This window comes from Stenotrophomonas sp. YJH_SMC_37 (genome assembly GCF_059370035.1).
Map to the genome: position 1 here is coordinate 145,142 of NZ_JCAFTG010000004.1, position 20,370 is coordinate 165,511.

The following is a 20,370-nucleotide window of genomic DNA, read 5'->3' on the forward strand; positions in this document are numbered from 1 at the left end:
TGGGCATCACACCGAAGCAAACCGTGTTACCCGATTGAACCTTCGGGTCAGGAGAATCAGCAATGAAGCGTCGCGTCGTCGTAACCGGCCTGGGTATCGTCTCGCCGTTGGGCAATGATCTGGCCAGCAGCTGGGAAGGCATCACCCACGGTCGTTCGGGCATCGGTCCGCTGACCAACATTTCTGATGCCTACCTGGATCGGTTCACCACCAAGATTGCAGGTGAGGTCAAGGGCTTTGACATCACCGCCGACAACGAACTGTTCGGCAAATTCCGGGTCAGCGGCAAGGATGCCAAGAAGATGGACCCGTTCATCCATTACGGCCTCGGTGCCTCGTTCATGGCCCTGCACGACTCGGGCCTGGAGATCACCGACGCCAATGCCGAGCGCATCGGCGCCATCGTCGGCGCCGGCATCGGCGGCCTGCTCGGCATCGAAGAGCAGACCATCGAGTTCCACGAGGGCAAGAAGATCTCGCCCTTCTACGTGCCCAAGACCATCATCAACATGCTGCCGGGCCAGCTGAGCATCATCACCGGCCTGAAGGGCCCGTCGTTCTCGGCGGTGTCGGCGTGCGCGACCTCGAACCATTCGATCGGTACCGCGATGCGCATGATCCAGTACGGCGACGCCGACGTGATGGTGGTCGGCGGTGCCGAACGTGGCTCGTCGCCGACCGCACTGGGTGGCTTCTGCGCGATGAAGGCCATGAGCACCCGCAATGACGCCCCGGAACAGGCTTCGCGCCCGTGGGACAAGGACCGTGACGGCTTCGTGCTGGGCGACGGCGCCGGCATCCTGATCCTGGAAGAGTACGAGCACGCCAAGGCGCGTGGCGCAAAGATCTACTGTGAACTGGCCGGCTTCGGCGCCAGCTCCGACGCGTACCACATGACCGCACCGAGCGAGAACGGCGAAGGCGCCGCGCGCTGCATGGTCATGGCCATGAAGGACGCGGGCGTGACCCCGGAACAGGTGGGTTACCTCAACGCGCACGGCACCTCCACGCCGCTGGGCGACCTGGGCGAGACCATGGCCATGAAGACCGCCTTCGGCGACCACGCCTACAAGATGATGGTCAGCTCCACCAAGTCGATGACCGGCCACCTGCTGGGCGCTGCTGGCGGCGTGGAAGCGATCTTCTCGGTGATGGCGCTGCAGGACAACGTCATTCCGCCGACCATCAACCTGCAGCAGCCGGGCGAAGGCTGCGACCTGGACTACGTGCCCAACGAAGCACGCCAGGCCAAGGTCGACGTGGTGATGTCCAATGGCTTCGGCTTCGGCGGCACCAACGGCACGCTGATCTTCAAGCGCGTCTGACCGAGTTGTAGCGTCGGGCCATGCTCGATGCCGCGTTCTACGGAGCCGCCGCAAGGCGGCTTCCGTGCATCTGAACCCCCGACCTGGCCGCCATGACCCACGCACCGCTGATCCACCCGCTGCCGCACCCGATCGATCTGCTGGCCCTGCAGCAGCATGACCCGGCGCGCTTCCCGCTGCTGATGGAATCCACTGCCTCGGGCACCGCCCAGGGCCGCTGGAGCCTGCTGCTGGCCACGCAGGGCGAGGGCCTGCGGCTGGACGCCGATGGCCAGGTGCGCGACCTGCAGGGTGCCGTGCAGCCCGGCACGTTCCTGCAGGCGCTGGATCGCGCCTGGCAGCACGAACGTCTGCCGCACGACGGCAGCCACAGCCTGCCGTTCCGTGGCGGCTGGGCGCTGATGCTGGACTACGAAGTGGCCAGCCAGATCGAACCGGTGCTGCCGGCGCGCGCGCGCGCGGACGGCCGCCCGACCGCGCTGGCGCTGCGCTGCCCGGCCGCGGTGCTGCACGACCACCAGAACGACGCCAGCTTCGTCATCGCCGAAGCCGGTGAGCAGACCCTGCTGGAGGCGCTGATGACCTTGGCGTCGCAGGCATTGCCGGAGGCCGGGCAGGGCTGGCAGCCGCCGCAGTCGGTCGGCGAGGATGCGCCACAGCGCTTCACCGATGGCGTGCGCCGGGTGATCGACTACCTGCGTGCCGGCGATGTGTTCCAGGTAAACCTGTCGCGGCGCTGGAGCGCGCAGTTCGCCGCGCCGGTCAGCCCGCAGGCGTTGTATTCGCAGCTGCGCCGTGCCAACCCCGCACCGTTCGCCGGGTTGTTCAGCGCGCACGGCCGCCACGTGGTCAGTTCCTCGCCGGAACGGCTGGTGTCGGTGCATGCCGGCCACGCGCAGACGCGTCCTATTGCCGGCACGCGTCCGCGCTTCGAGGGCGACAATGATGCCGCGCGCATCCAGGAACTGGTCGGCCACCCCAAGGAGCGTGCCGAGCACGTGATGCTGATCGACCTGGAGCGCAACGACCTGGGCCGTATCTGCCTGCCCGGTACCGTGGTGGTCGATGAGCTGATGACCGTGGAGAGCTACGCGCATGTGCACCACATCGTCAGCAACGTCAGCGGCCACCTGCGCCCGGAGGTCACGCCCGGCGAGGTGATCGCCGCCACGTTCCCGGGCGGCACCATCACCGGCTGCCCCAAGGTGCGCTGCATGCAGATCATCAGCGAGCTGGAGCAGGTGCCACGTGGTGCCTACACCGGCGCGTTCGGCTGGCTGAACCGCGATGGCGACCTGGACCTGAACATCCTGATCCGCACCGCCGAAGTGGACGGCCAGGAGGTGAGCTTCCGCACCGGCGCCGGCATCGTGGTCGATTCGGACCCGGACAAGGAACTGGACGAGACCCGCGCCAAGGCCCGCGGCCTGCTGCGCGCGCTGGGCCAGCAGGGCTAGGCGTGCACCGGTAGTGCCGGCCGCTGGCCGGCAACGCCATTCCCCCACGGTGGGTGCCGACCGTTGGTCGGCACGGAGTCCTCCATGGCCATTCATCCACGCATGGCGTGGATCTACTGATCGCCGCGCCAGGCATGGATTGTGGTGGGTGCCGACCGTTGGTCGGCACGCAGGCGCGACCCCGGTCATGACCCCAATCCACCGGCACGGTATCCTGCACGACGGAATCGAGTTCAGAGGTAGTCCATGGCGGGAGCCAAGCGCGGGTGTCTGTTCGTGGTAACGCTGGTGGTGGTGCTGGCCGCCGTCGTGGCCGGCGCGGGCGCGTGGTTCTTCTACCAGCAGACCCGGTTCGCCGATGCCCCGATCACCCCGACCGCCGAGAGCGTGGTCATCGCCAGCGGCGATGGCATGAACAGCGTGCTGCGCAAGCTGCGCGATGCCGGCGTGGACGAGGGCCAGGACACCCAGTGGCAACTGCTGGCGCGCCAGCTCGATGCGGCCGGCAAGCTGAAGGTAGGCGAGTACGCGCTCAGTGGCGAGCTGACCCCGCGCGAGCTGTTGCTGCGCATGCGCGCCGGCAAGGTGTTGCAGCACCGCGTCACCATTGTCGAGGGCTGGAACATCCGCCAGCTGCGTGCTGCACTCAAGCGCGCCGAGCCGCTGCTGCACACCACCGATACCCTGGATGACGCCGCGTTGATGCAGCGCCTCGGCTTCGGTGGCCAGCACCCGGAAGGCCGCTTCCTGCCGGAGACCTACGTCTACCAGCGCGGCGACAGTGATCTGGACGTGCTCAAGCGCGCCCACGCCGCAATGGAAAAGGCGCTGGACGAAGCCTGGGAAAGCCGCGCGCCGGACCTGCCGATCAACACGCCCTACGAACTGCTGACGCTGGCGTCGATCATCGAGAAGGAAACCGCGCTGGCCAGCGAGCGCCCGCAGATCGCCGGCGTGTTCATGCGCCGCCTGAAGATCGGCATGCGCCTGCAGACCGACCCGACCGTGATCTACGGCATCGGTGCCGCGTATGACGGCAACATCCGCCGCCGCGACCTGACCACCGATACGCCGTACAACACCTATACCCGTGCGGGCCTGACCCCGACCCCGATCGCCATGCCCAGTCGCGACGCGCTGATGGCCGCCGCGCAGCCGGCCGCCGGCGACGCGCTGTACTTCGTCGCCGTGGGCGACGGCAGCGGCGCTCACGTGTTCTCGCCCAGCCTGGAGCAGCACAACGCCGCCGTAGCCCGCTACCTGCAGCAGCTGCGCCAGCAACGTACCCAGGAGATCCCGGCGCAATGAGTCCCGCGCTGCTTCGTCACCCGCGTTTCGTCAGCCTGGAAGGCGGCGAGGGCGCGGGGAAGACCACCGCCATCAATGCCATCCGTGACTGCCTGCGCAGCCACGGCCACGAGGTGGTGCTGACCCGCGAGCCGGGCGGTACGCCACTGGCCGAGCGCATCCGCGGCCTGGTGCTGAAGCCTGATGCCGAGATCGCTGCCGAGCCGCTCAGCGCCGAAGCCGAGTTGCTGCTGGTGTTCGCCGCACGCGCCCAGCATGTGCGCCAGGTGATCCGGCCGGCGCTGCAGCGCGGTGCCTACGTGCTGAGCGATCGCTTCACCGATTCCAGCTACGCCTACCAGGGCGGCGGCCGTGGCCTGGATCCGCAGTGGATTGCCGACCTGGAGCGCCGCGCGGTCGGCCTGCTGCCGGGCCTGACCCTGCTGCTGGATGTGGATGTGGCGGTGGGCCGCGCCCGCGCCAACGGCCGCGACCTGTGGCCGGACCGCATCGAGAGCGAGCAGGACGATTTCTTCCAGCGCGTGCGCGCCGTGTTCCGCAGCCGCGCACAGCAGGACCCGCAGCGCTTCGCGCTGATCGACGCCGGCCAGGTGCAGGAACGCGTGGCCGCCGATGTGGTCGCACGTATCGAGCGTTGGCTGCAGGACGGGGAGGGCGCATGAGCACGTTTTCGCCGTGGCAGCAGCGCGCGTTCGACCAGACCGTGGCCGCGCTCGACGCCGGTCGCCTCGGTCATGGCCTGCTGATCTGCGGCCCGGCCGGGCTGGGCAAGCGCGAGGTGGCGCTGGCGCTGGCCGACCACGTGCTGGCGCAGGGTGATGCAACGCACGCCACGCGCACGCGCCAGCTGATCGCCGCCGGCACCCATCCGGACCTGCAGCTGGTCAGCTTCATTCCGAACAAGAGCGGCGACAAGCTGCGTACCGAGATCGTCATCGAGCAGGTGCGCGAGATCACCGAAAAGCTGGCGCTGACCCCGCAGTACGGCGTGGCGCAGGTCGTGATCGTCGATCCGGCCGATGCGATCAACCGTTCGGCCGCCAACGCGCTGCTGAAGACGCTTGAGGAGCCGCAGCCCGGCCGCTATCTGTGGCTGATCAGCAGCGATCCGGCACGCCTGCCGCAGACCATCCGCAGCCGTTGCCAGCGACTGGAATTCAAGCTGCCGCCGCAGCACGAAGCACTGGCCTGGCTGCAGCAGCTGGGCCACAGTGAAGCATCGGTGCGCGAAGCGCTGGAGGCCGCCCGCGGCCATCCCGGCCAGGCCGACAACTGGCTGCGCGAAGACGGCCTGAGCCTGCGCCGCGAAGTCGGTCGAGATCTGGAACAGCTGGCCGCCGGCAAGACCGGCGCGGTGGAGCTGGCGCAGAAGTGGTGCGGTGATGACAACGCGGCGCTGCGCCTGCGCTTCGCTGCCGATCTGGCGCTGGCCCAGGCCAGTACCGATGCCTTGACCACGCCGGAGCGATTGCACAAGCTTGCAGCCTGGTTCGATGCGGCCAACCGCACCCGCGACCTGCTGCGCACCACGGTGCGTGCAGACCTCGCGGTGGTCGAGTTGCTGCTGGCCTGGAACAAGGTGAACGAGCGGCCTGCCGCAAGGGGAAATCGATGAGTGCCAGCAACGCCCGCCAGGGCATCCTGTCCCTGGCTGTGAAGGACAAGGCCGCGCTGTACAGCGCGTACATGCCGTTCGTGAAGAATGGCGGCATCTTCGTGCCCACACCCAAGCGCTATTTCCTGGGCGACGAGGTGTTCCTGCTGCTGACCCTGCCCGATTCCAGCGAGCGCCTGCCGGTGGCCGGCAAGGTGATCTGGGTGACCCCGGCCGGCGCACAGGGCAACCGCACCGCCGGCATCGGCGTGCAGCTGGCCGACGGTGCCGAAGGCGAGGGCGTGCGCCACAAGATCGAGACCCTGCTGGCCGGCCTGACCGGCTCGGACAAGCCGACCCATACGATGTGATTCCGGTAGCGCCGGGCTGGGCTCGGCTGCATGCCCCGAAACGCCTGTGAACCCGCTGTTCTGTAGAGCCGAGCCATGCTCGGCTGCGCGCCCCGAAAACACCCGTGAACACGAATGTGAAAAAGTGTTGACGGCCTCTGAAAAGCCCCTATAATGAGCGGCTCAGCAACACACCGGGCGGTTAGCTCAGCGGTAGAGCATTGCCTTCACACGGCAAGGGTCACAGGTTCGATCCCTGTACCGCCCACCAAATAGAACCCTGATTTTTCAGGTGTTATGAAGAAGCCGGCCTTGAGCCGGCTTTTTCGTGTTTGCTTGATCAGTGGTCGGAACGTCGACGCTGTCCAAAAATCGACAGGTGAATGCAAAGCTTCCGGGGTCTCGCAATGACGGCCTGCTGTGCAGCGGGGTTTGTCTTCTGAAGGCGCTGCGCGAGATTCTGCGCGGTGAGACCTTGAATCATGAGGATGAACGTGAAAACGCTCATTCCCCCACACAATACAGCTAAGTAGATCAAACTGCGGCGCTGGGCCTTGACTTCCTCGTTGATAACTTTGGACAGTTTGGCATCGTTGAAGACCTCACACAGAATTTCCTTGTCCCTCGGGCTGAGCCAGTTGGAGGGCTTCGGCTCGCCCGAGCGTGGCGCAAGGGGTTGGCAGAGGACATTTTTCTCGATGGTCACGCCTTTGAGAAACCAATTGCGTTGGGATACATGGTCTGGCGAGAGCCAGATTTTTGTTCCTGTCTCCTTGAGCGACGTCATGAAGTCACCTTCAGTAGACATGCCGGCTAGGATGACAGCAGGAACGAAGAAGAATAGGGCAAGCAAAAAAACAATGATGTTCTGCCCTCGGCGCGGCAACTGCTTTTCACGCATGGTCAGTGCAGAAATGTCGAACGCCCTTCCCGCTCGGCTAATCAAAGATAGAGGGATGTTTTTTGCAAGGGCGAACGAAATAACACCCTCTGCATCTTGCAGTGTTTCCGCCTTTATCCCGCTGCTGAATCGAAATGCGAGAAGCGACGATTCATCCAAAATATGTTGATTTATTGTTTCGTTGGTCAGGTCGCGCCTTGAGACGAAGATCCGGATCAGCCGTAGTCTTATGTGATGGAGTGACTCTGCCCGATACCAAAGATAGATAAATCCAAAGAGGATGAGCGCCGGTGGCACTATCACCGGAAGAATATTGATGAATGGAATTTCAAGCAGCATGTTTGGCTGTTATGTGTTAGGGGTGTGCTTCCGAGATCGGCGATGCTTCCGGAAACTTTATAGTGGAAATTCTTCTCCATCTGCGTGCGCGACTGACGGCTGTTTGCAATTCGCGCCGTAGTCGATCCCCACGCACCGGCCGCCATTGAAGGCAATCGGTGCATTCTCTCTGCTGCGACGTAAACCGCAGCGATGAGTATTCGTTCGTTTATTCGAGACGCCAATCCCGGCCAAGGTGTCTTGCCCCGGCGCGGCGATCTTCAAGCCGGGCAATCACATCGGTCTGTAAGGAAAATTCTCAACTGTCCCTAGGCAGGCCAGACGTTTCCCGATGTGTGCCGTCCAGCACCCGCGAGTAGTGCGGCCCATCACTGATGGCGCACATCGCCGCCCCTGCCGACCGTGCACATGACGACTCCGGAGGGATGCCGCCATGGCAATCGCGTCACCCCGAGCGCCGGAGGCGGGGACCATGCCACGCATGGAGCCAGAGGGTTCCATCCCTGTGCTGTCCCACCGCCCCGGGCAGGCGTAGTCTCAGCCTGTCGTCGTACCCATCCAGTCTGGAGTGCCACCATGCCGCTCGCCCGCATCGATCTTCGCAAAGGTAAATCCGCCGACTACCTGCAACGGGTCGGTGAAACCATCTACCAGGCCCTGCGCGCAGTGGGCGTGCCGGAGAACGACCGCTTCCAGATCTTCCAGGAACACGCGCCCGGCACGCTGATCTACGATCCCGGCTACCTGGGCGTGGATCGCACCGACGACTTCATCTGCATCCAGATCACCTGGAACGAAGGGCGCACGCTCGAGCAGAAAAAGGCGTTGTACGCCGGCATCGCCGATGGACTGCATGCGGCGGTGGGCATCCGCCGCGAAGACGTGTTCATCAATCTTGTGGAAGTGAAGAAGGAGAACTGGTCGTTCGGGAACGGCCAGGCGCAGTACGTGAGTTGATGCGGGAACGGTGTCGGCGCCTGATGCGGCTGGGTCAGGCCATGCGCGGCGACTCCTGCTGTTGTGCCTGTTGCTCGTCCTGCGCCAGCCGGCTTGCGTCGCGGGATTGCTGCTGCACATTGGCCTGCTGATACAGCGTATCCGCGTCGCCCTGCTGCGTATCGAGCAGGGACAGGCGCTGGCGATTGGCGGCAGGGTCCGGCGAGGCGGTGTCGCCGCTGCGATGCAGGAATACGTAGCCGGGTGCCTCGGCGGTGCTGTTTGAACTGAATGCCACCTGCAGCGTGTCCTTTTCGCTGAAGCCGGCCTGCACCGCCGCGTGGGTCAGATGGCCGGCCAGTCGTTCGTGCTCCTGGCCGGGGGGGCAGTCCCTGCTGTTCGCTGGCCTGGGCGAGTGCGGTACGCACTTTCTGGTCCAAGGCATGAAGGCTGTGCCCCGGTGCGCGCGCGTCCGCAGCCAGACGCTCGCTCAAGGGGCCATCAATGCCATCGGTTTCGCTGAGCAGACGCTGCTTCAAGCTGCGCTCGGGCAGGGGATGAGTGGTGGTGCGGTTGAGTTCGCTGTTGGGGAAAGGGGGCTCAATGCTGTCCACGCCATGGATGTTGCGCAGCGGACGATAGCCGTCCTTGCCCTGTGACTGGACGCCCAGCGGAATGCGGACATCGGGCAGCAACTGGCCGACGGGGCCGCCGATGCTGTTCACGTCCAGGCTGTGCTTGCGCTGGATGCCGGCATGATTCAATGCGCCCCAGGTGAAGTCCACGCAGTTGTGGCGCACGTCGGCGTAGTGCTTGCTGAAGCCGTGCGCCACTGGATCGTCGCCGAACGCCTTGAGCTTGTTGTACTGGGCTTCGGTGATTTCCAGAGAGCGCGTGTAATGCGGGTTCTTGTAGGTCTTTGCATCGCTGTCCACGATGTCGCCAGGTCCGTTCATGCTGCCGTGCTTGATCGGTGCAAAGCCGTAGCTCGCTGGATCTTTCCCCGGTGCTCGCAGGACGTAGAACATGTGACCGGGCCCGGATGTCTGCGGGGAACCATCCGGATTGCTCAGCGGCTGCTGCGTTGCGGGGTCGAGAAGCGGTGTACCCGGTGCCGCAATGACGATATCGACGATGTAGCGTGGCTTGTCCATGTGCGTGGTGTTCCTCCTGGAAGGTGTACGAAGGCGCTGTGCTACTTGGCGAGCGGACGCGATTCGTGAATCAGCATCCTGGCGCTTGCGCCACGAAGTGGTGCGATGTCTTCAACCGTGCTGACCTGGACCCGATACCGGCCATGCGCCTGCAACGGCAGCAACGCGACATGCAATCGGTATGCGCCATCGCTGCCCCGTTGGATCTGGGCGTAGTTCAGACCCTTACCGCGGTGCCAGTCTGGCAGTGGCTGGCCAGATTGCGACTGTGCGATCTGATACGCGTCGGGGCTTGCCAGCGGCTGCCAAGTGCCGCCGGACCATTGCTGAAGTCCAACGCGTAAAGGAATGTGCAGGTCGCGCGGAGAAGCAGCATCTGGCGATGGGGAGACGTGCTGCAGATCCAGTTCCACCGCATAAGTGCGGTAGCTGGCAAAATTGCGCGCCGTGGTTTCGAACTCGAACTGCACCTGCTGGCCGGGCGCGTCCACGGCGATGGGCTGTGAGAGTTCCAGCGGCTCTGGCGGTGGGGGCGGCCCCTTGTCGGCGCAGGCAGCAAGCAGCGCGGTCAGGCCGAGCAGGCTGATGCGCTGCCGGTGTGTGATGCGGGTGGTCATGCAGCTTCCTCTGGCTCCTTGCCGTGGCCAATTGAACCCTAACGTTGGCGAGGCAGAGCCCGCAAGCGCAGGGACCGCGGTGTGGTGCATTCACATGTCGCCGCGCGAGGCGAGCTCCTGCGTCACCGTGTCGCAGGGGGCAAACCCTGAACGGGGTCCAAGGTTGGCCATGGCCCCGTAGAATGGCGACGTGCGCCGTTCTGTTCTCCACCGCCGGTTCCAGGCCCTGGCATGGCTTGCCATGCTGCTGGTGCTGCTTGCCCCGCTGGTGAGCCGCTGGCTGGCGCATGGTCACGTGGCTGCCGCTGCGCCGGTGGCGGCCATGGACCACGCAATGCAGGCAGAACATGCTCAGCACGCGTTGGAAGGGCACCACGACCATCACGCGATGGCGATGCCGCACGGCGAGACCGCAAAGAAGCCGCCCGCCGATCCGCATGCCGATCATGAGATGGGCGTGGATTGTGATTACTGCCTGATTGCAGCGCGGTTGATCACCCTGTTGGTGGCGGCAGTGCTGCTGTTGATGCCGATGGCTCCGGTGTGCCGTGCGTTGCGCGGTGCCGTGCAGGCGTTGCCGCAACGAATCGGCGGCACGTTGGGAGCGCGTGGGCCACCCGCACTGATGGCTGCCTGAGCCGCACGCGCGTTGCACTGATCGTTTTTCCATGAGGTTGCCGGCCACGGCCGGTGCCCGCACGCGCGTGTCTGTCCCTTTCTGATTGCTGCCCTGCCATCGCGGGGTGGCCTTGCATGCCGTGAAAAAATGAAAACGAACCCCAACTCCGCGCGCCTGCGCCGGGCGACGCTGCCTGTCCTGTGCGCGTTGCTCCTGCATGCCGCGCCCCTGCTTGCCGCCGACGCGGCACCCCCGACCACGCTGGAGACCGTGCGCGTGGTCGATGCCCGCAGCGGCGAGCTGTCGTCCACCGCCAGCGCCGGCTCTGCGTTGGGTCTGAGCGTGCTGCAGACGCCGGCCAGCCTGACGGTGATTTCGCGCGAACAGCTGGAACAGCGCGGCGACAGCAACCTCAACGATGCGATCAGCCGGGCGGGTGCGATCAGTGCCATGCCGCACCCGGGCAACGGCTTGAGCGCGCTTTCCAGCCGTGGCTTCACCGACGGTGCTTCGGTGATGCGGCTGTACGGCGGGCTGCGCCAGTACGGCGGCGTGGGCATCACCTTCCCATTTGATACCTGGTCGATCGAGCGCATCGAGGTACTGCGCGGGCCGGCCTCGGTCATCCACGGCGACGGTGCGATCGGCGGGGTGATCAACATCGTGCCGAAGAAGCCCTCGCGCGGTGCCATCGAAAACGAGATCAGTGTGACAGTGGGCAGCGAGGACACCGCGCGGCTGGGCTTCGGCAGTGGTGGCGCGCTGACGCCCGAGCTGGCCTACCGGCTGGATGTGAGCGGCAACTACAGCGGTGGCTGGGTCGATCGGGGACGCAACGGCGATGCCACCTTCTCCGGCGCGCTGCTGTGGCAGCCGCGCACCGACCTGCAGCTGACCCTCACCCACGCGCAGGGCCATCAGAAGCCGATGCGCTACTTCGGCACGCCGCTGGTGGAGGGACGCCAGTTGGAGGCGCTGCGCCACCGCAACTACAACGTCGATGACAGCGAGATCCGCTTCCGCGACCGCTGGACCCAGCTCGACGCGCTGTGGACACCGAACGCGAACGTGGAATGGCGAACCCGCGTCTACCAGATCGACAGCCAGCGTGATTGGCGCAATGCCGAGGCCTATGTCTACAACCGCGCTACCGGCTTGATCGATCGCTCGGGCAATACCGAGATCACCCACAACCAGGACCAGACCGGACTGACCTCGACGCTGCGCGTGCAGGGAACGGCGGGTGGCCTGCAGAACAACTTCGCGGTGGGCCTGGATGCCAACCGCGCGCACTTCAAGCACACCAACAACACCTATGCCGGCAGCTCGGGCCCGGTCGATCCGTTCGATCCGGTGCCGGGCCAGTTCGCCAGCGACGCGCCGAACCTGCCGCGCTATCGCAACCGCGCCGAGCAGTACGCGCTGTTCGTGGAGGACCGGCTGGCGTTGAGCGAACGCTGGTCGGTACTGGGTGGGCTGCGCCACGACCGCGCGCGCATCGATCGCACCGATCTGATCAGTGGCCAGAACGCGTTCTCGAAGACCTACAGCAGCACCGGCTGGCGTGCAGGTACCGTATTCGCGCTGCAGCCGGCGCTGAGCCTCTACGCGCAGTACTCACAGGCGGCGGACCCGGTCAGTGGACTGCTGATGATCAGCCCAGCCAACGGTGCCTTCGATCTGGCCAAGGGCCGGCAGATCGAGGTGGGCCTGAAGCAGGCCTTCGATGGCGGCGAGTGGACGCTGGCGGCGTATCGCATCCGCAAGACCGGTCTGCTCAGCCGTGATCCGCTGGTGCCGGATCGCCGCGTGCAGGTGGGGGCGCAGACCTCGCGCGGTATTGAAGCGTCGTTGACCTGGAACGTCGCGCCGCACTGGTCGCTCGATGCCAACGCGACGGTGCTGAAGGCCGAGTTCGAGGACTTCCTGGAAACCACGGGTTCGCCGGCGGTGCTGGTATCGCGTGATGGCAACGTGCCGCCGAACGTAGCCGAGCGCCTGGCCAGTATGTGGCTGAACTGGCAGTTCGCACCGGACTGGAGTGCGGCGGGTGGCGTGCGTTACGTCGGCAAGCGCTACGCCGACAACGCCAACACACTGGAGCTGCCCGGCTACAGCACCACCGACCTGGCACTGACTTGGCAGGCGGCACCGCGCACGCGGCTGTCCGCGCGGTTGTTCAACGTGTTCGACAAGGCGTACTACGCCACCGCGTACTACACCAGCACGCAATGGCTGCTGGGTGCGGACCGGCGCGTCGAATTCACCGTCGACCATCGCTTCTGAGGAGGCCGGCCATGACGCTGCGATCCACCGCCAGGCGCTGGACCTACCTGGTGCATCGCTGGCTGGGCATCGGCGGATGCCTGCTGATGCTGCTGTGGTTCGTCAGCGGCATGGTGATGCTGTTCATTGGTTACCCGAAGCTGACGCCCGGCGAGCGGCTGGCGGCGTTGCCGGTGCTGGGTGAGGCCCGCGACCTGCAGGGGCTGTCGGTACTGCCTGCCGCCGTGCAGGCCGAGCCGGAGGCTGTGGCATTGACCACGCTACGCGGCGAGCCGGCGTATGTGGTGCGAAGTGGCAGCAATGTGGGCGCCTGGTCTGCCGTGACCGGCCAGGCGCTGCTGCCGGTGTCGGCACAGCGCGCCGAAGCATCCGCTGCACAGTTCGCCGGAGGCCCGGCCTTTGTGGGTGCGCTGCGCGTGGAGGAGGACCGCTGGACGCATTCGCGCGCATTGGATGTGCATCGACCGCTCTATCGCGTCGAGGTGGGCGGCGCGCAGCCGGGCGACCTGTACGTGTCCTCGCGTACCGGCGAAGTGGTGCTGGACGCCCCTCATGTGCAGCAGCGCTGGAACTATGTGGGCGCCTGGCTGCACTGGTTGTATTTCCTGCGCATGCAGTCGGTGGACCCGGTGTGGACGTGGGTGGTGATCGTGCTGTCCGCACTGTGCACGCTGGCGGCGGTCAGCGGCATCGTGGTGGGTGTGTGGCGCTGGCGTTTCCGTGGGCACTATCGTTCCGGTGCGAAGACACCGTACGTCGAGCCGTGGATGCGCTGGCACCATCTGATCGGTCTGGTGGCAGCGGCCTTCGTGTTCACCTGGATCTTCAGTGGCCTGATGTCGATGAATCCATTGGGTGTCTTCAGCAGCACGCATGCTGCGATCGACGGTGGGCGCTATCGTGGCGGCGCGGTGGCGGTGGATGGCGCGTTGGGCGATCCGGCGAAGCTTCTGGCGGTGGCCGATGCTGAGTGCTTCCGGCCAGTTGAGATCCAGTGGCGGCGCATCGGTGGTGAGCTGTTCGCGGTGCTGCTGGATGGGAAGGGCGGCACCCGCATCGTGTCCAGCACCCATGGGCGCCTGCAGGTTGCGCGGTTGCTGCCGGCCGCGTGGCTGCAGCAGAAGGTGCGGGCGCTGTCCGATGCGCCGATGCAGGATTTCGTGGTCCGACATGTACCGGATGCCTACTTCTATCCGCGTGCGCCCGAGGCCATGAATGGTGCGGCGGTACGCCGCTTCCCGGTGGCAGTGGTGGACTTTGGCGATGCGGAGGCGACGCGCGTCTATCTCGATCTGGCGACCGGCGATCCGTTGCTGACGATGGGGCATCGCGAGCGGGTGGGGCGCTGGTTGTTCTACTTCCTGCACAGCTGGGACCTGCCGGCGATGCTGCGCCAGGAAGGTGCCCGGCTGGCGGTGTTGCTGCTGCTGAGTGCTGCTGGCACCGCGTTGTGTGCCACGGCGACGGTGATCGGCTATCGGCGGTTGCGGATGAAGCTGCGGCGCAGGCGGCGTTGATGCCTTGGGCTACACCCGCAGCCAACGCGTGGACATCGCCACCAGCAACAAGGCCGTGGCAACGCCGATGAATGCAGCGATCAGGCCGAAGTGGTTGGCAGCAAAACCGATCAGTGCCGGCCCGGCGAGAATGCCGGCAAAGCCGAGCGTGGAAACGGCGGTGATCGCCAGGGCGCCGGGCATGCGGGTCTGGTGGCCGGCCAGCGAGAACAGCGCGGGTGCGATGTTGGCACAGCCGAGGCCGACCAGCACATAGCCGATCAGTGACGCCTGCCACGGCGTGACCAGGGTCAGCACCAGCACGCCCGCAGCGGCGAGCAGGGCCCCGAACACGATCGCGCGTTGGCGGCCCACGCGCGCCACCAGTGCATCGCCGAACAGGCGCGCGACGGTCATGGTCAGGGTGAAGGCCACATAGCCGATGCCGGCCAGGCTTGCATCGACGCGGCGCACGTCGCTGAGAAACACCGCGCTCCAGTCGAGCATCGCACCTTCGCCGAGGAAGGCGACGAACGCCAGCACGCCGATGAACAGCACGATGCCGTGTGGCAGGGCCAGCATCGGCGTGTCATGCGGCATGCGTTCGCTGTGCCAGTACGACGCCGACAACAGCATCACCAGCAGCATGGCGCCAACGCCGATCAGCACCGATGCCAAGGGCGGCAGCTGTGCGGACAGCAGCACGGTCATGGTGGCCGCGCCGAGGAAGCCACCGATGCTGAAGAAGGCATGGAAGCCGGACATCATCACGCGCCGTGCTTCGCGCTCGACGATGACGGCCTGTACGTTCATCGTGCAGTCCATCGCGCCCACGGCGGCACCGAACACGAACAGGACCAGCCCGAGTGTCCAGGCCGAACCGGCCAGCGCCAGGCCGGGCACGGTCAGGCAGATCAGCAGGCTGCTGGCCACCATCACCCGCCGGCAACCGAGGCGCGCGGCCAGCACGCCGGACAACGGCATTGCCAGCAGCGAACCGGCACCGAGGCAGAGCAGCACCAGCCCCAGCGTGGCGTCGTTGATCCCGGTGCGTGCCTTTGCGAACGGCACCAGGGTGGCCCACAGCGCGGTGGCGAAGCCGGGAATGAAGAACGCAGCGCGGGTCGCGTGCTGTTCGGCACGCGCGCGGTTGGCAACGGACATGAGCGGTACGGTCAGGGGGGAGTGGGGTGTACCGCGATGCCGGCGGCGCGGAAGCGTGCCGCCAATGCGGGCGGCGCGGTGGTGGTCAGCACCAGGTCGTCGATCTCGTCGAGGCTGGCGATCTGCCAGTTGCCGCGGGCACCGAGCTTTTCAGTCGTGGCGGCGACGATGACGCGGCTACTGCAGGCCACCATCGCGCGTTTCAGCGTGGCTTCTTCCGCATCCATTGCCCACACGCCGGTGTCGCCGTCCACCGCGCAGGGGCCGGGCAGGTACACGTCGGCACGCAGGCGCTGCACCTGGGCCAATGCCTCGGCGCCGACCGCACCGCCACCGCTGGCCAGGCGTCCGCCGATCAGCTGCACCGAGGTACCTTCGAGCATGCTGGCGGCGGTGGCGATCTGCGGGGCATTGGTGATCACCGTCAGGCCGAGGGCGGCCGGCAATTGCTGGGCGATCGCCAGGTTGGTTGAACCGGCATCGAGCAGTACGACCTGGCCGGGGTGCAGCAACGCGCAGACGCGGGCGGCCAGCTCGGCCTTGTCGCCGCGGTCGCGGGTCAGGCGCTCGCGCAGCGGGCGTTCCTTGGGCGGTGGCAGCACGGCGCCACCGTAAACGCGCTGGCACATGCCCTGTGCGGCCAGTTCGCGCAGATCGCGGCGGATCGAATCTTCGGACACGGCATAGCGGCGCGCCAGTTCGGCGGCGACTACGCGGCCCTGCTGGCGCAGTTCCTCGAGGATCTGCCGGGTGCGCTGGGCGGGGAGGGGGCTGGGATCGGAGCTCATGCTGCAAGTCTGCACGTTCGTGCATTAACGTGCAACAACGTGCATTCGGCATTGGGGGACGCAGGGCGGCTGGACTGCCGGTGAATCCGCCCGCGCCCACGTCTATGGATCGCCCTCGCGGCCCGGCATGATGGCGGGGCACCTGGCATGGAATCCCTGATGTCCCCCACCGTTCACCGCAAGCTGCGCATCGGCGCGGACCAGTACACCGGCCAGAAAGTGGTCGACCAGCAGTTCCATGAGTGCGATTTTTCCGGTGTCGACCTGACCGCCACCGAGTTCATCAACTGCAGCTTCTACGATGCCGACAGCCGCAGTGGCTGCCGCTTCAATGGCACCACATTGAAGGAGGCCAGCTTCCGCAGCTGCGACATCAGCATGTGCCACTTCAACTTCATCAAGGCGCTGGGCCTGGAGATCAGCGAGTGCCGCGCGCAGGGTGCGGATTTCAGCAACGCCAGCTTCATGAACCAGATCACCACGCGCAGTTGGTTCTGCAGCGCCTTCATCAAGAAGTCGAACCTGCGCTATGCCAATTTCTCGCGGGTCACGCTGGAGAAATGCGAACTGTGGGAGAACCGCTGGGACGGTGCGAACGTGAGTGGCGCAAGCTTCGCGGGCTCGGACCTGTCCGGTGGCCAGTTCGAGGGAATCGACTGGAACAGCGCCAACTTCACCGACTGCGACCTGACCAATTCCGATCTGGGCGAGCTGGACCTGCGCAGCACCAACCTGCGCGGCGCCACGCTGGACGTGCAGCAGGTGGCGCTGTTGATGCAGCGGATCGGCATCACCGTGGTGCCGTAGACATCACCCGGCGTACGCCACCCAGCCCTTGAAGCTGAAGCCCGCATAGAACAGCTCCACGCCATCGAAGCCGGCCTCCTGCATCAGCGCGACCTCCTGTTCGGGGGCCAGCAGCGGCAACCGCTCGGCAATGGCGTCGATCGCGCGCTGTGCATCGGCGTGGGCAACCCCCGAGGCTTCGGCGAACGCGGCGTAGCGCTGCAACCAGCGCAGCTTGCCGGCCGGATCCTGCGGCACGCTGTGGTGGGCCACCACCAGCGGTGCGCCGGGCTGCAGGCGCCTGTGCAGCTCGCGCAGCGTGTGCAGGCGCTGCGCGGCGTCGAGGAAGTGCAGGGTCAGCAGGCAGCTGGCACCATCGAAGCGCAGATCGGGTGCATCGTCGATGTAACCTTCCAGCAGCTGCACGCGCGGCATCAGCGGACCCAGTGTCTGCTCGGCCAGGGCCAGCATCGGCGCGGCCGGATCCACACCCAGCAGCTGCCAGCCCGGCTGCGCTTCGGCAAAGGCCTTCAGCTCAAGCCCGCCCCCGGCGCCGAGTACCAGCACGCGGCCCTGTGCGGGAACGTGTTCGGCCAGCAGCAGGCGGGTCATCTGCTGCAACGCGAGGAAACCGGGCACCTGGCGCAGCGGCGCTTCGGCATAGCGGGCCACCGCCTGCGGATCGGAGAACGTGGACATGCGCGGATTCCTGCGGCGGAGGACATGCCACTGTAGCGCGGCGCGCAAGAGGCGTTGCGCGCCGCTGCCGCATCGTCGCGGCCAGTTGCGGGGCGTACGCATGGTGGTGGCTGCGCTGGTCGCGCATTCCCGGCTCAGCGCAGCGCGCGCGCCAGTACCTGCCAGATTCTCGGGTCCTGGCACTGCGAAACGTTGAAGCGCAGATAGTCGGCCGCGCGCTGCGACTGGCTGAACGCGTTGCCCGGCGCCAGCACGATGCCCTCGCGCAGGCAGTGCCGCGCCAGTGCGGCGGCGTCGCGGCCGTCGGGCAGCTGGCACCACAGGAACAGGCCGGCTTCCGGCTGCAGCCACGGCGTGATGCCCAGCGCCTGCAGCTTCCGCAGTGTGTGCCGGCGTGCATCGGCCAGGCGCGAACGTATGGACTGCATGTGGCGGCGGTAACCGCTATCGGTCAGCGCGATGTGCATCAACTGCGCGGCCAGATGGCCGCCGCCAAAGCTGGTCGCCAGCTTCAGGTCGGTCAATGCCTCTATCCAGTCGTGGCGCGCAGCGATGTAGCCGCAGCGCGACGCTGCCGACAGCGTCTTGGAGAAACTGCCGACGTGGATCACCCGTGACAGTCCATCGAGCGCGGCCAGCCGCGGTGCCGGCTGCAGTTCGAAGTCGGCGAAGATGTCGTCCTCGACGATGATCAGCTCGCTGCGTTCGGCCAGGCCCAGCAGGCGGTGCGCGATGTTGGCTGAAAGCACCGCGCCGGTCGGGTTGTGCAGTCCGGAATTGGTGAGGTACAGCCGCGGCGAATGCGCCTGCAGGGCTTGCGCGAACGCCTCCAGGTCCGGGCCGCTGTGCGTGTACGGCACGCCGATGGCCTGCACCTGGTGCGCCTTGAGCAGTGCGTGGTAATTGAAGTAACTCGGGTCATCGACCAGCACGCAGTCGCCGGGCTTGAGCAGGAAACGGCAGAGCAGATCGACCGCGTGCGTACCGGATTCGGTCAGCAGGATCTGCTCCATCGGTGCATCGATGCCAAGCGAGGCGCTGCGCCTTTGCAGCAGCTGGCGCAACGCGGGCAGCCCGAGCGGGCCGGCGTAGTCCACCAGTTGCATGGCATCGGCACGCGCCAGCCCGCGCAGGCCGCGGCGCACGCCATCGTGATACAGCCAGTCACTGGGCATCCAGCCGCACCCTGGCTTGAGATCGCCCGCGGGCGTTTCCAGCGATTGTCGTGATACCCACAGTGGATCCACCGCGCGATCCAGCCGCGGCTCCATTTCGGCCAGCGTCAGCGGTGCGGCCGGGCCACTGACGTAGAAGCCCGAGCCTGCGCGTGCACTGATCAGGCCTTCGGCCGCCAGGCGCTCGTAGGCCTCGACCACGGTGGAGACTGAAACTCCCATGGTCGCTGCCTGCGCACGTACCGAAGGCAGGCGGGAGCCGGGGCCATCCACCCGTGCACTGATGCGGGTGCGGACGGTCTGGATGACCGATTCGATGCGGGTGAGCGGGCGCGGCATGGTGGAACCGTAGTGGAAGTGTGGGCAGTACAGTTACTTGCGGCTGTACTGGATTGTAGCTGGGTCGTTCCGCGCTGGATGCTTCCATACAGGTGCAGCCGGGCATCGTCCGGCACCTTCAGGAGTACAGGCGTGGAACGGTCGGCGAGTGGTTGGATCAATGGCTTCATCGGTGTGGTGATCTTCGCCGGCTCATTACCGGCCACCCGCCTGGCGGTGCTGCAGCTGGATGCCGGGTTCGTCACCGCCGCACGCGCCACCATCGCCGCGGTGCTCGGCCTGGGCCTGTTGTTGATGCTGCGCCAACCGTGGCCGCGGCGCGGCGACCTGCCGGGGCTGGTGGTGGTCAGCCTCGGCGTTGTGGTCGGCTTCCCGCTGCTGACCGCGCTCGCGCTGCGCCATGCTTCGTCGGCACACACCATCGTGTTCCTCGGCCTGCTGCCGTTGAGTACAGCGGTGTTTGGCGTGCTGCGCGGTGGCGATCGGCCGCGCCCGGCGTTCTGGCTGTTCTCGTTTCTGGGCAGTGCCTGCGTGGTCGGCTATGCCGCGCGCAACGGCATCGAAGCCTCCTTGCAGGCCGACCTGCTGATGCTGGCGGCGATCGTGGTGTGCGGGCTGGGCTACGCGGAAGGTGGTCGGCTCGCCCGTCATCTGGGCGGCTGGCAGGTGATCAGCTGGGCATTGCTGCTGGCGTTGCCGGTGATGCTGCCGATGACGGTGCTGATGCGCCCGGCCTCGCTCTCTGCGGTCGGTGCCTCGGCGTGGTGGGCACTGGGCTACGTGGCAGTGTTCAGCATGCTGATCGGCTTCCTTTTCTGGTACCGCGGGCTGGCCCAGGGCGGCATCGCCGCTGTCGGCCAGCTGCAGCTGCTGCAGCCCTTCTTCGGCCTGGCCCTGGCCGCGCTGCTGCTGCACGAATCGGTCAGCCTCAGCATGGTGCTGGTGACTCTGGTCGCAGTGATCTGCGTCGCCGGCGCGCGCCGCTTCAGCCGCCAGGAAAAAGGGGACGGAAGGGGTTAAGTCGTTTCAGGCACAGC

20 protein-coding genes and 1 tRNA gene are annotated in these 20,370 nt (G+C 66.3%); 14 read left to right on the forward strand and 7 right to left on the reverse strand.

Translation table 11 applies throughout. The features are described 5' to 3' along the window. The first annotated feature begins 62 nt into the window (after positions 1 to 62). From fabF to AC5P8J_RS07630, 7 genes are all read left to right on the forward strand, one after another. Positions 63 to 1,325: a beta-ketoacyl-ACP synthase II gene (gene fabF, locus AC5P8J_RS07600; RefSeq protein ID WP_019659496.1), complete on the forward strand. Its 1,263-nt coding sequence runs from the start codon at positions 63 to 65 to the stop codon at positions 1,323 to 1,325. A gap of 92 nt (positions 1,326 to 1,417) precedes the next feature. Continuing rightward, complete coding sequence (locus tag AC5P8J_RS07605; RefSeq protein ID WP_227854112.1) at positions 1,418 to 2,782, forward strand: aminodeoxychorismate synthase component I; 1,365 nt, start codon at positions 1,418 to 1,420, stop codon at positions 2,780 to 2,782. Between the two features lie 246 nt (positions 2,783 to 3,028). Next, entirely contained in the window at positions 3,029 to 4,090 is a 1,062-nt protein-coding gene (gene mltG, locus AC5P8J_RS07610) for an endolytic transglycosylase MltG (protein WP_019659494.1), read from the forward strand. After that, entirely contained in the window at positions 4,087 to 4,752 is a 666-nt protein-coding gene (gene tmk, locus AC5P8J_RS07615; RefSeq protein WP_019659493.1) for a dTMP kinase, read from the forward strand. Before mltG ends, tmk begins: the two co-directional genes overlap by 4 nt. Continuing rightward, positions 4,749 to 5,705 (forward strand): DNA polymerase III subunit delta', encoded by a 957-nt coding sequence (locus AC5P8J_RS07620; protein ID WP_329841339.1) that lies wholly within the window; start codon positions 4,749 to 4,751, stop codon positions 5,703 to 5,705. Before tmk ends, AC5P8J_RS07620 begins: the two co-directional genes overlap by 4 nt. Next, positions 5,702 to 6,055 (forward strand): PilZ domain-containing protein, encoded by a 354-nt coding sequence (locus AC5P8J_RS07625; protein ID WP_005412452.1) that lies wholly within the window; start codon positions 5,702 to 5,704, stop codon positions 6,053 to 6,055. The genes AC5P8J_RS07620 and AC5P8J_RS07625 overlap by 4 nt, the downstream gene beginning before the upstream one ends. Positions 6,056 to 6,230: 175 nt before the next feature. Then, positions 6,231 to 6,305: transfer RNA gene (locus AC5P8J_RS07630), tRNA-Val, on the forward strand. Between the two features lie 69 nt (positions 6,306 to 6,374). Here the strand turns inward: AC5P8J_RS07630 and AC5P8J_RS07635 are convergent. Further along, positions 6,375 to 7,274 (reverse strand): DUF6216 family protein, encoded by a 900-nt coding sequence (locus tag AC5P8J_RS07635; protein ID WP_180876260.1) that lies wholly within the window; start codon positions 7,272 to 7,274, stop codon positions 6,375 to 6,377. A gap of 576 nt (positions 7,275 to 7,850) precedes the next feature. On the opposite strand from AC5P8J_RS07635, the gene AC5P8J_RS07640 reads away from it, so the two are divergent. Continuing rightward, positions 7,851 to 8,231 carry a tautomerase family protein gene (locus AC5P8J_RS07640; protein ID WP_103283119.1) on the forward strand — a complete coding sequence of 127 codons (381 nt, stop codon included), beginning with the start codon at positions 7,851 to 7,853 and terminating at the stop codon, positions 8,229 to 8,231. Positions 8,232 to 8,265: 34 nt separating this feature from the next. On the opposite strand, the gene AC5P8J_RS07645 is transcribed toward AC5P8J_RS07640, so the two are convergent. Further along, positions 8,266 to 8,508, reverse strand: coding sequence for a hypothetical protein (locus AC5P8J_RS07645; RefSeq protein WP_227854114.1), 243 nt, complete (start codon positions 8,506 to 8,508; stop codon positions 8,266 to 8,268). Positions 8,509 to 8,653: 145 nt separating this feature from the next. On the opposite strand from AC5P8J_RS07645, the gene AC5P8J_RS07650 reads away from it, so the two are divergent. After that, positions 8,654 to 8,869 (forward strand): hypothetical protein, encoded by a 216-nt coding sequence (locus AC5P8J_RS07650; protein WP_227854115.1) that lies wholly within the window; start codon positions 8,654 to 8,656, stop codon positions 8,867 to 8,869. 536 nt (positions 8,870 to 9,405) lie between these two features. Here AC5P8J_RS07650 and AC5P8J_RS07655 read toward each other — a convergent pair. Then, entirely contained in the window at positions 9,406 to 9,981 is a 576-nt protein-coding gene (locus AC5P8J_RS07655; protein WP_021202618.1) for a hypothetical protein, read from the reverse strand. Positions 9,982 to 10,222: 241 nt separating this feature from the next. Here AC5P8J_RS07655 and AC5P8J_RS07660 point away from each other — a divergent pair, with 241 nt between their 5' ends. The 3 genes from AC5P8J_RS07660 (at position 10,223) to AC5P8J_RS07670 (ending at position 14,403) form a co-directional block, all read left to right on the forward strand. Next, complete coding sequence (locus AC5P8J_RS07660; RefSeq protein ID WP_227854119.1) at positions 10,223 to 10,618, forward strand: DUF2946 family protein; 396 nt, start codon at positions 10,223 to 10,225, stop codon at positions 10,616 to 10,618. Positions 10,619 to 10,747: 129 nt separating this feature from the next. Then, entirely contained in the window at positions 10,748 to 12,886 is a 2,139-nt protein-coding gene (locus AC5P8J_RS07665; protein WP_227854116.1) for a TonB-dependent receptor, read from the forward strand. A gap of 11 nt (positions 12,887 to 12,897) precedes the next feature. Next, on the forward strand, positions 12,898 to 14,403 hold the full coding sequence (locus AC5P8J_RS07670) for a PepSY domain-containing protein (protein ID WP_227854117.1): 1,506 nt from the start codon (positions 12,898 to 12,900) through the stop codon (positions 14,401 to 14,403). 9 nt (positions 14,404 to 14,412) lie between these two features. On the opposite strand, the gene AC5P8J_RS07675 is transcribed toward AC5P8J_RS07670, so the two are convergent. After that, the gene (locus AC5P8J_RS07675) at positions 14,413 to 15,546 is read right to left on the reverse strand and encodes an MFS transporter (protein WP_227854118.1); all 1,134 of its coding nucleotides are present in this window, start codon (positions 15,544 to 15,546) and stop codon (positions 14,413 to 14,415) included. Between the two features lie 11 nt (positions 15,547 to 15,557). Continuing rightward, positions 15,558 to 16,334, reverse strand: a complete 777-nt coding sequence (locus tag AC5P8J_RS07680) for a DeoR/GlpR family DNA-binding transcription regulator (protein WP_021202613.1) — start codon at positions 16,332 to 16,334, stop codon at positions 15,558 to 15,560. Between the two features lie 159 nt (positions 16,335 to 16,493). Between AC5P8J_RS07680 and smqnr the strand changes: the two genes are divergently transcribed. Next, entirely contained in the window at positions 16,494 to 17,141 is a 648-nt protein-coding gene (gene smqnr / locus AC5P8J_RS07685; protein ID WP_111098575.1) for a SmQnr family pentapeptide repeat protein, read from the forward strand. Between the two features lie 3 nt (positions 17,142 to 17,144). On the opposite strand, the gene AC5P8J_RS07690 is transcribed toward smqnr, so the two are convergent. Together AC5P8J_RS07690 and AC5P8J_RS07695 are read right to left on the reverse strand one after the other, a co-directional pair. Then, positions 17,145 to 17,819, reverse strand: coding sequence for a class I SAM-dependent methyltransferase (locus AC5P8J_RS07690; protein ID WP_111098574.1), 675 nt, complete (start codon positions 17,817 to 17,819; stop codon positions 17,145 to 17,147). A gap of 134 nt (positions 17,820 to 17,953) precedes the next feature. Beyond that, positions 17,954 to 19,333, reverse strand: coding sequence for an aminotransferase-like domain-containing protein (locus AC5P8J_RS07695; protein WP_021202610.1), 1,380 nt, complete (start codon positions 19,331 to 19,333; stop codon positions 17,954 to 17,956). 132 nt (positions 19,334 to 19,465) lie between these two features. Between AC5P8J_RS07695 and AC5P8J_RS07700 the strand changes: the two genes are divergently transcribed. Further along, positions 19,466 to 20,353: a DMT family transporter gene (locus AC5P8J_RS07700; protein ID WP_260808477.1), complete on the forward strand. Its 888-nt coding sequence runs from the start codon at positions 19,466 to 19,468 to the stop codon at positions 20,351 to 20,353. The last annotated feature ends 17 nt before the right edge of the window (positions 20,354 to 20,370 follow it).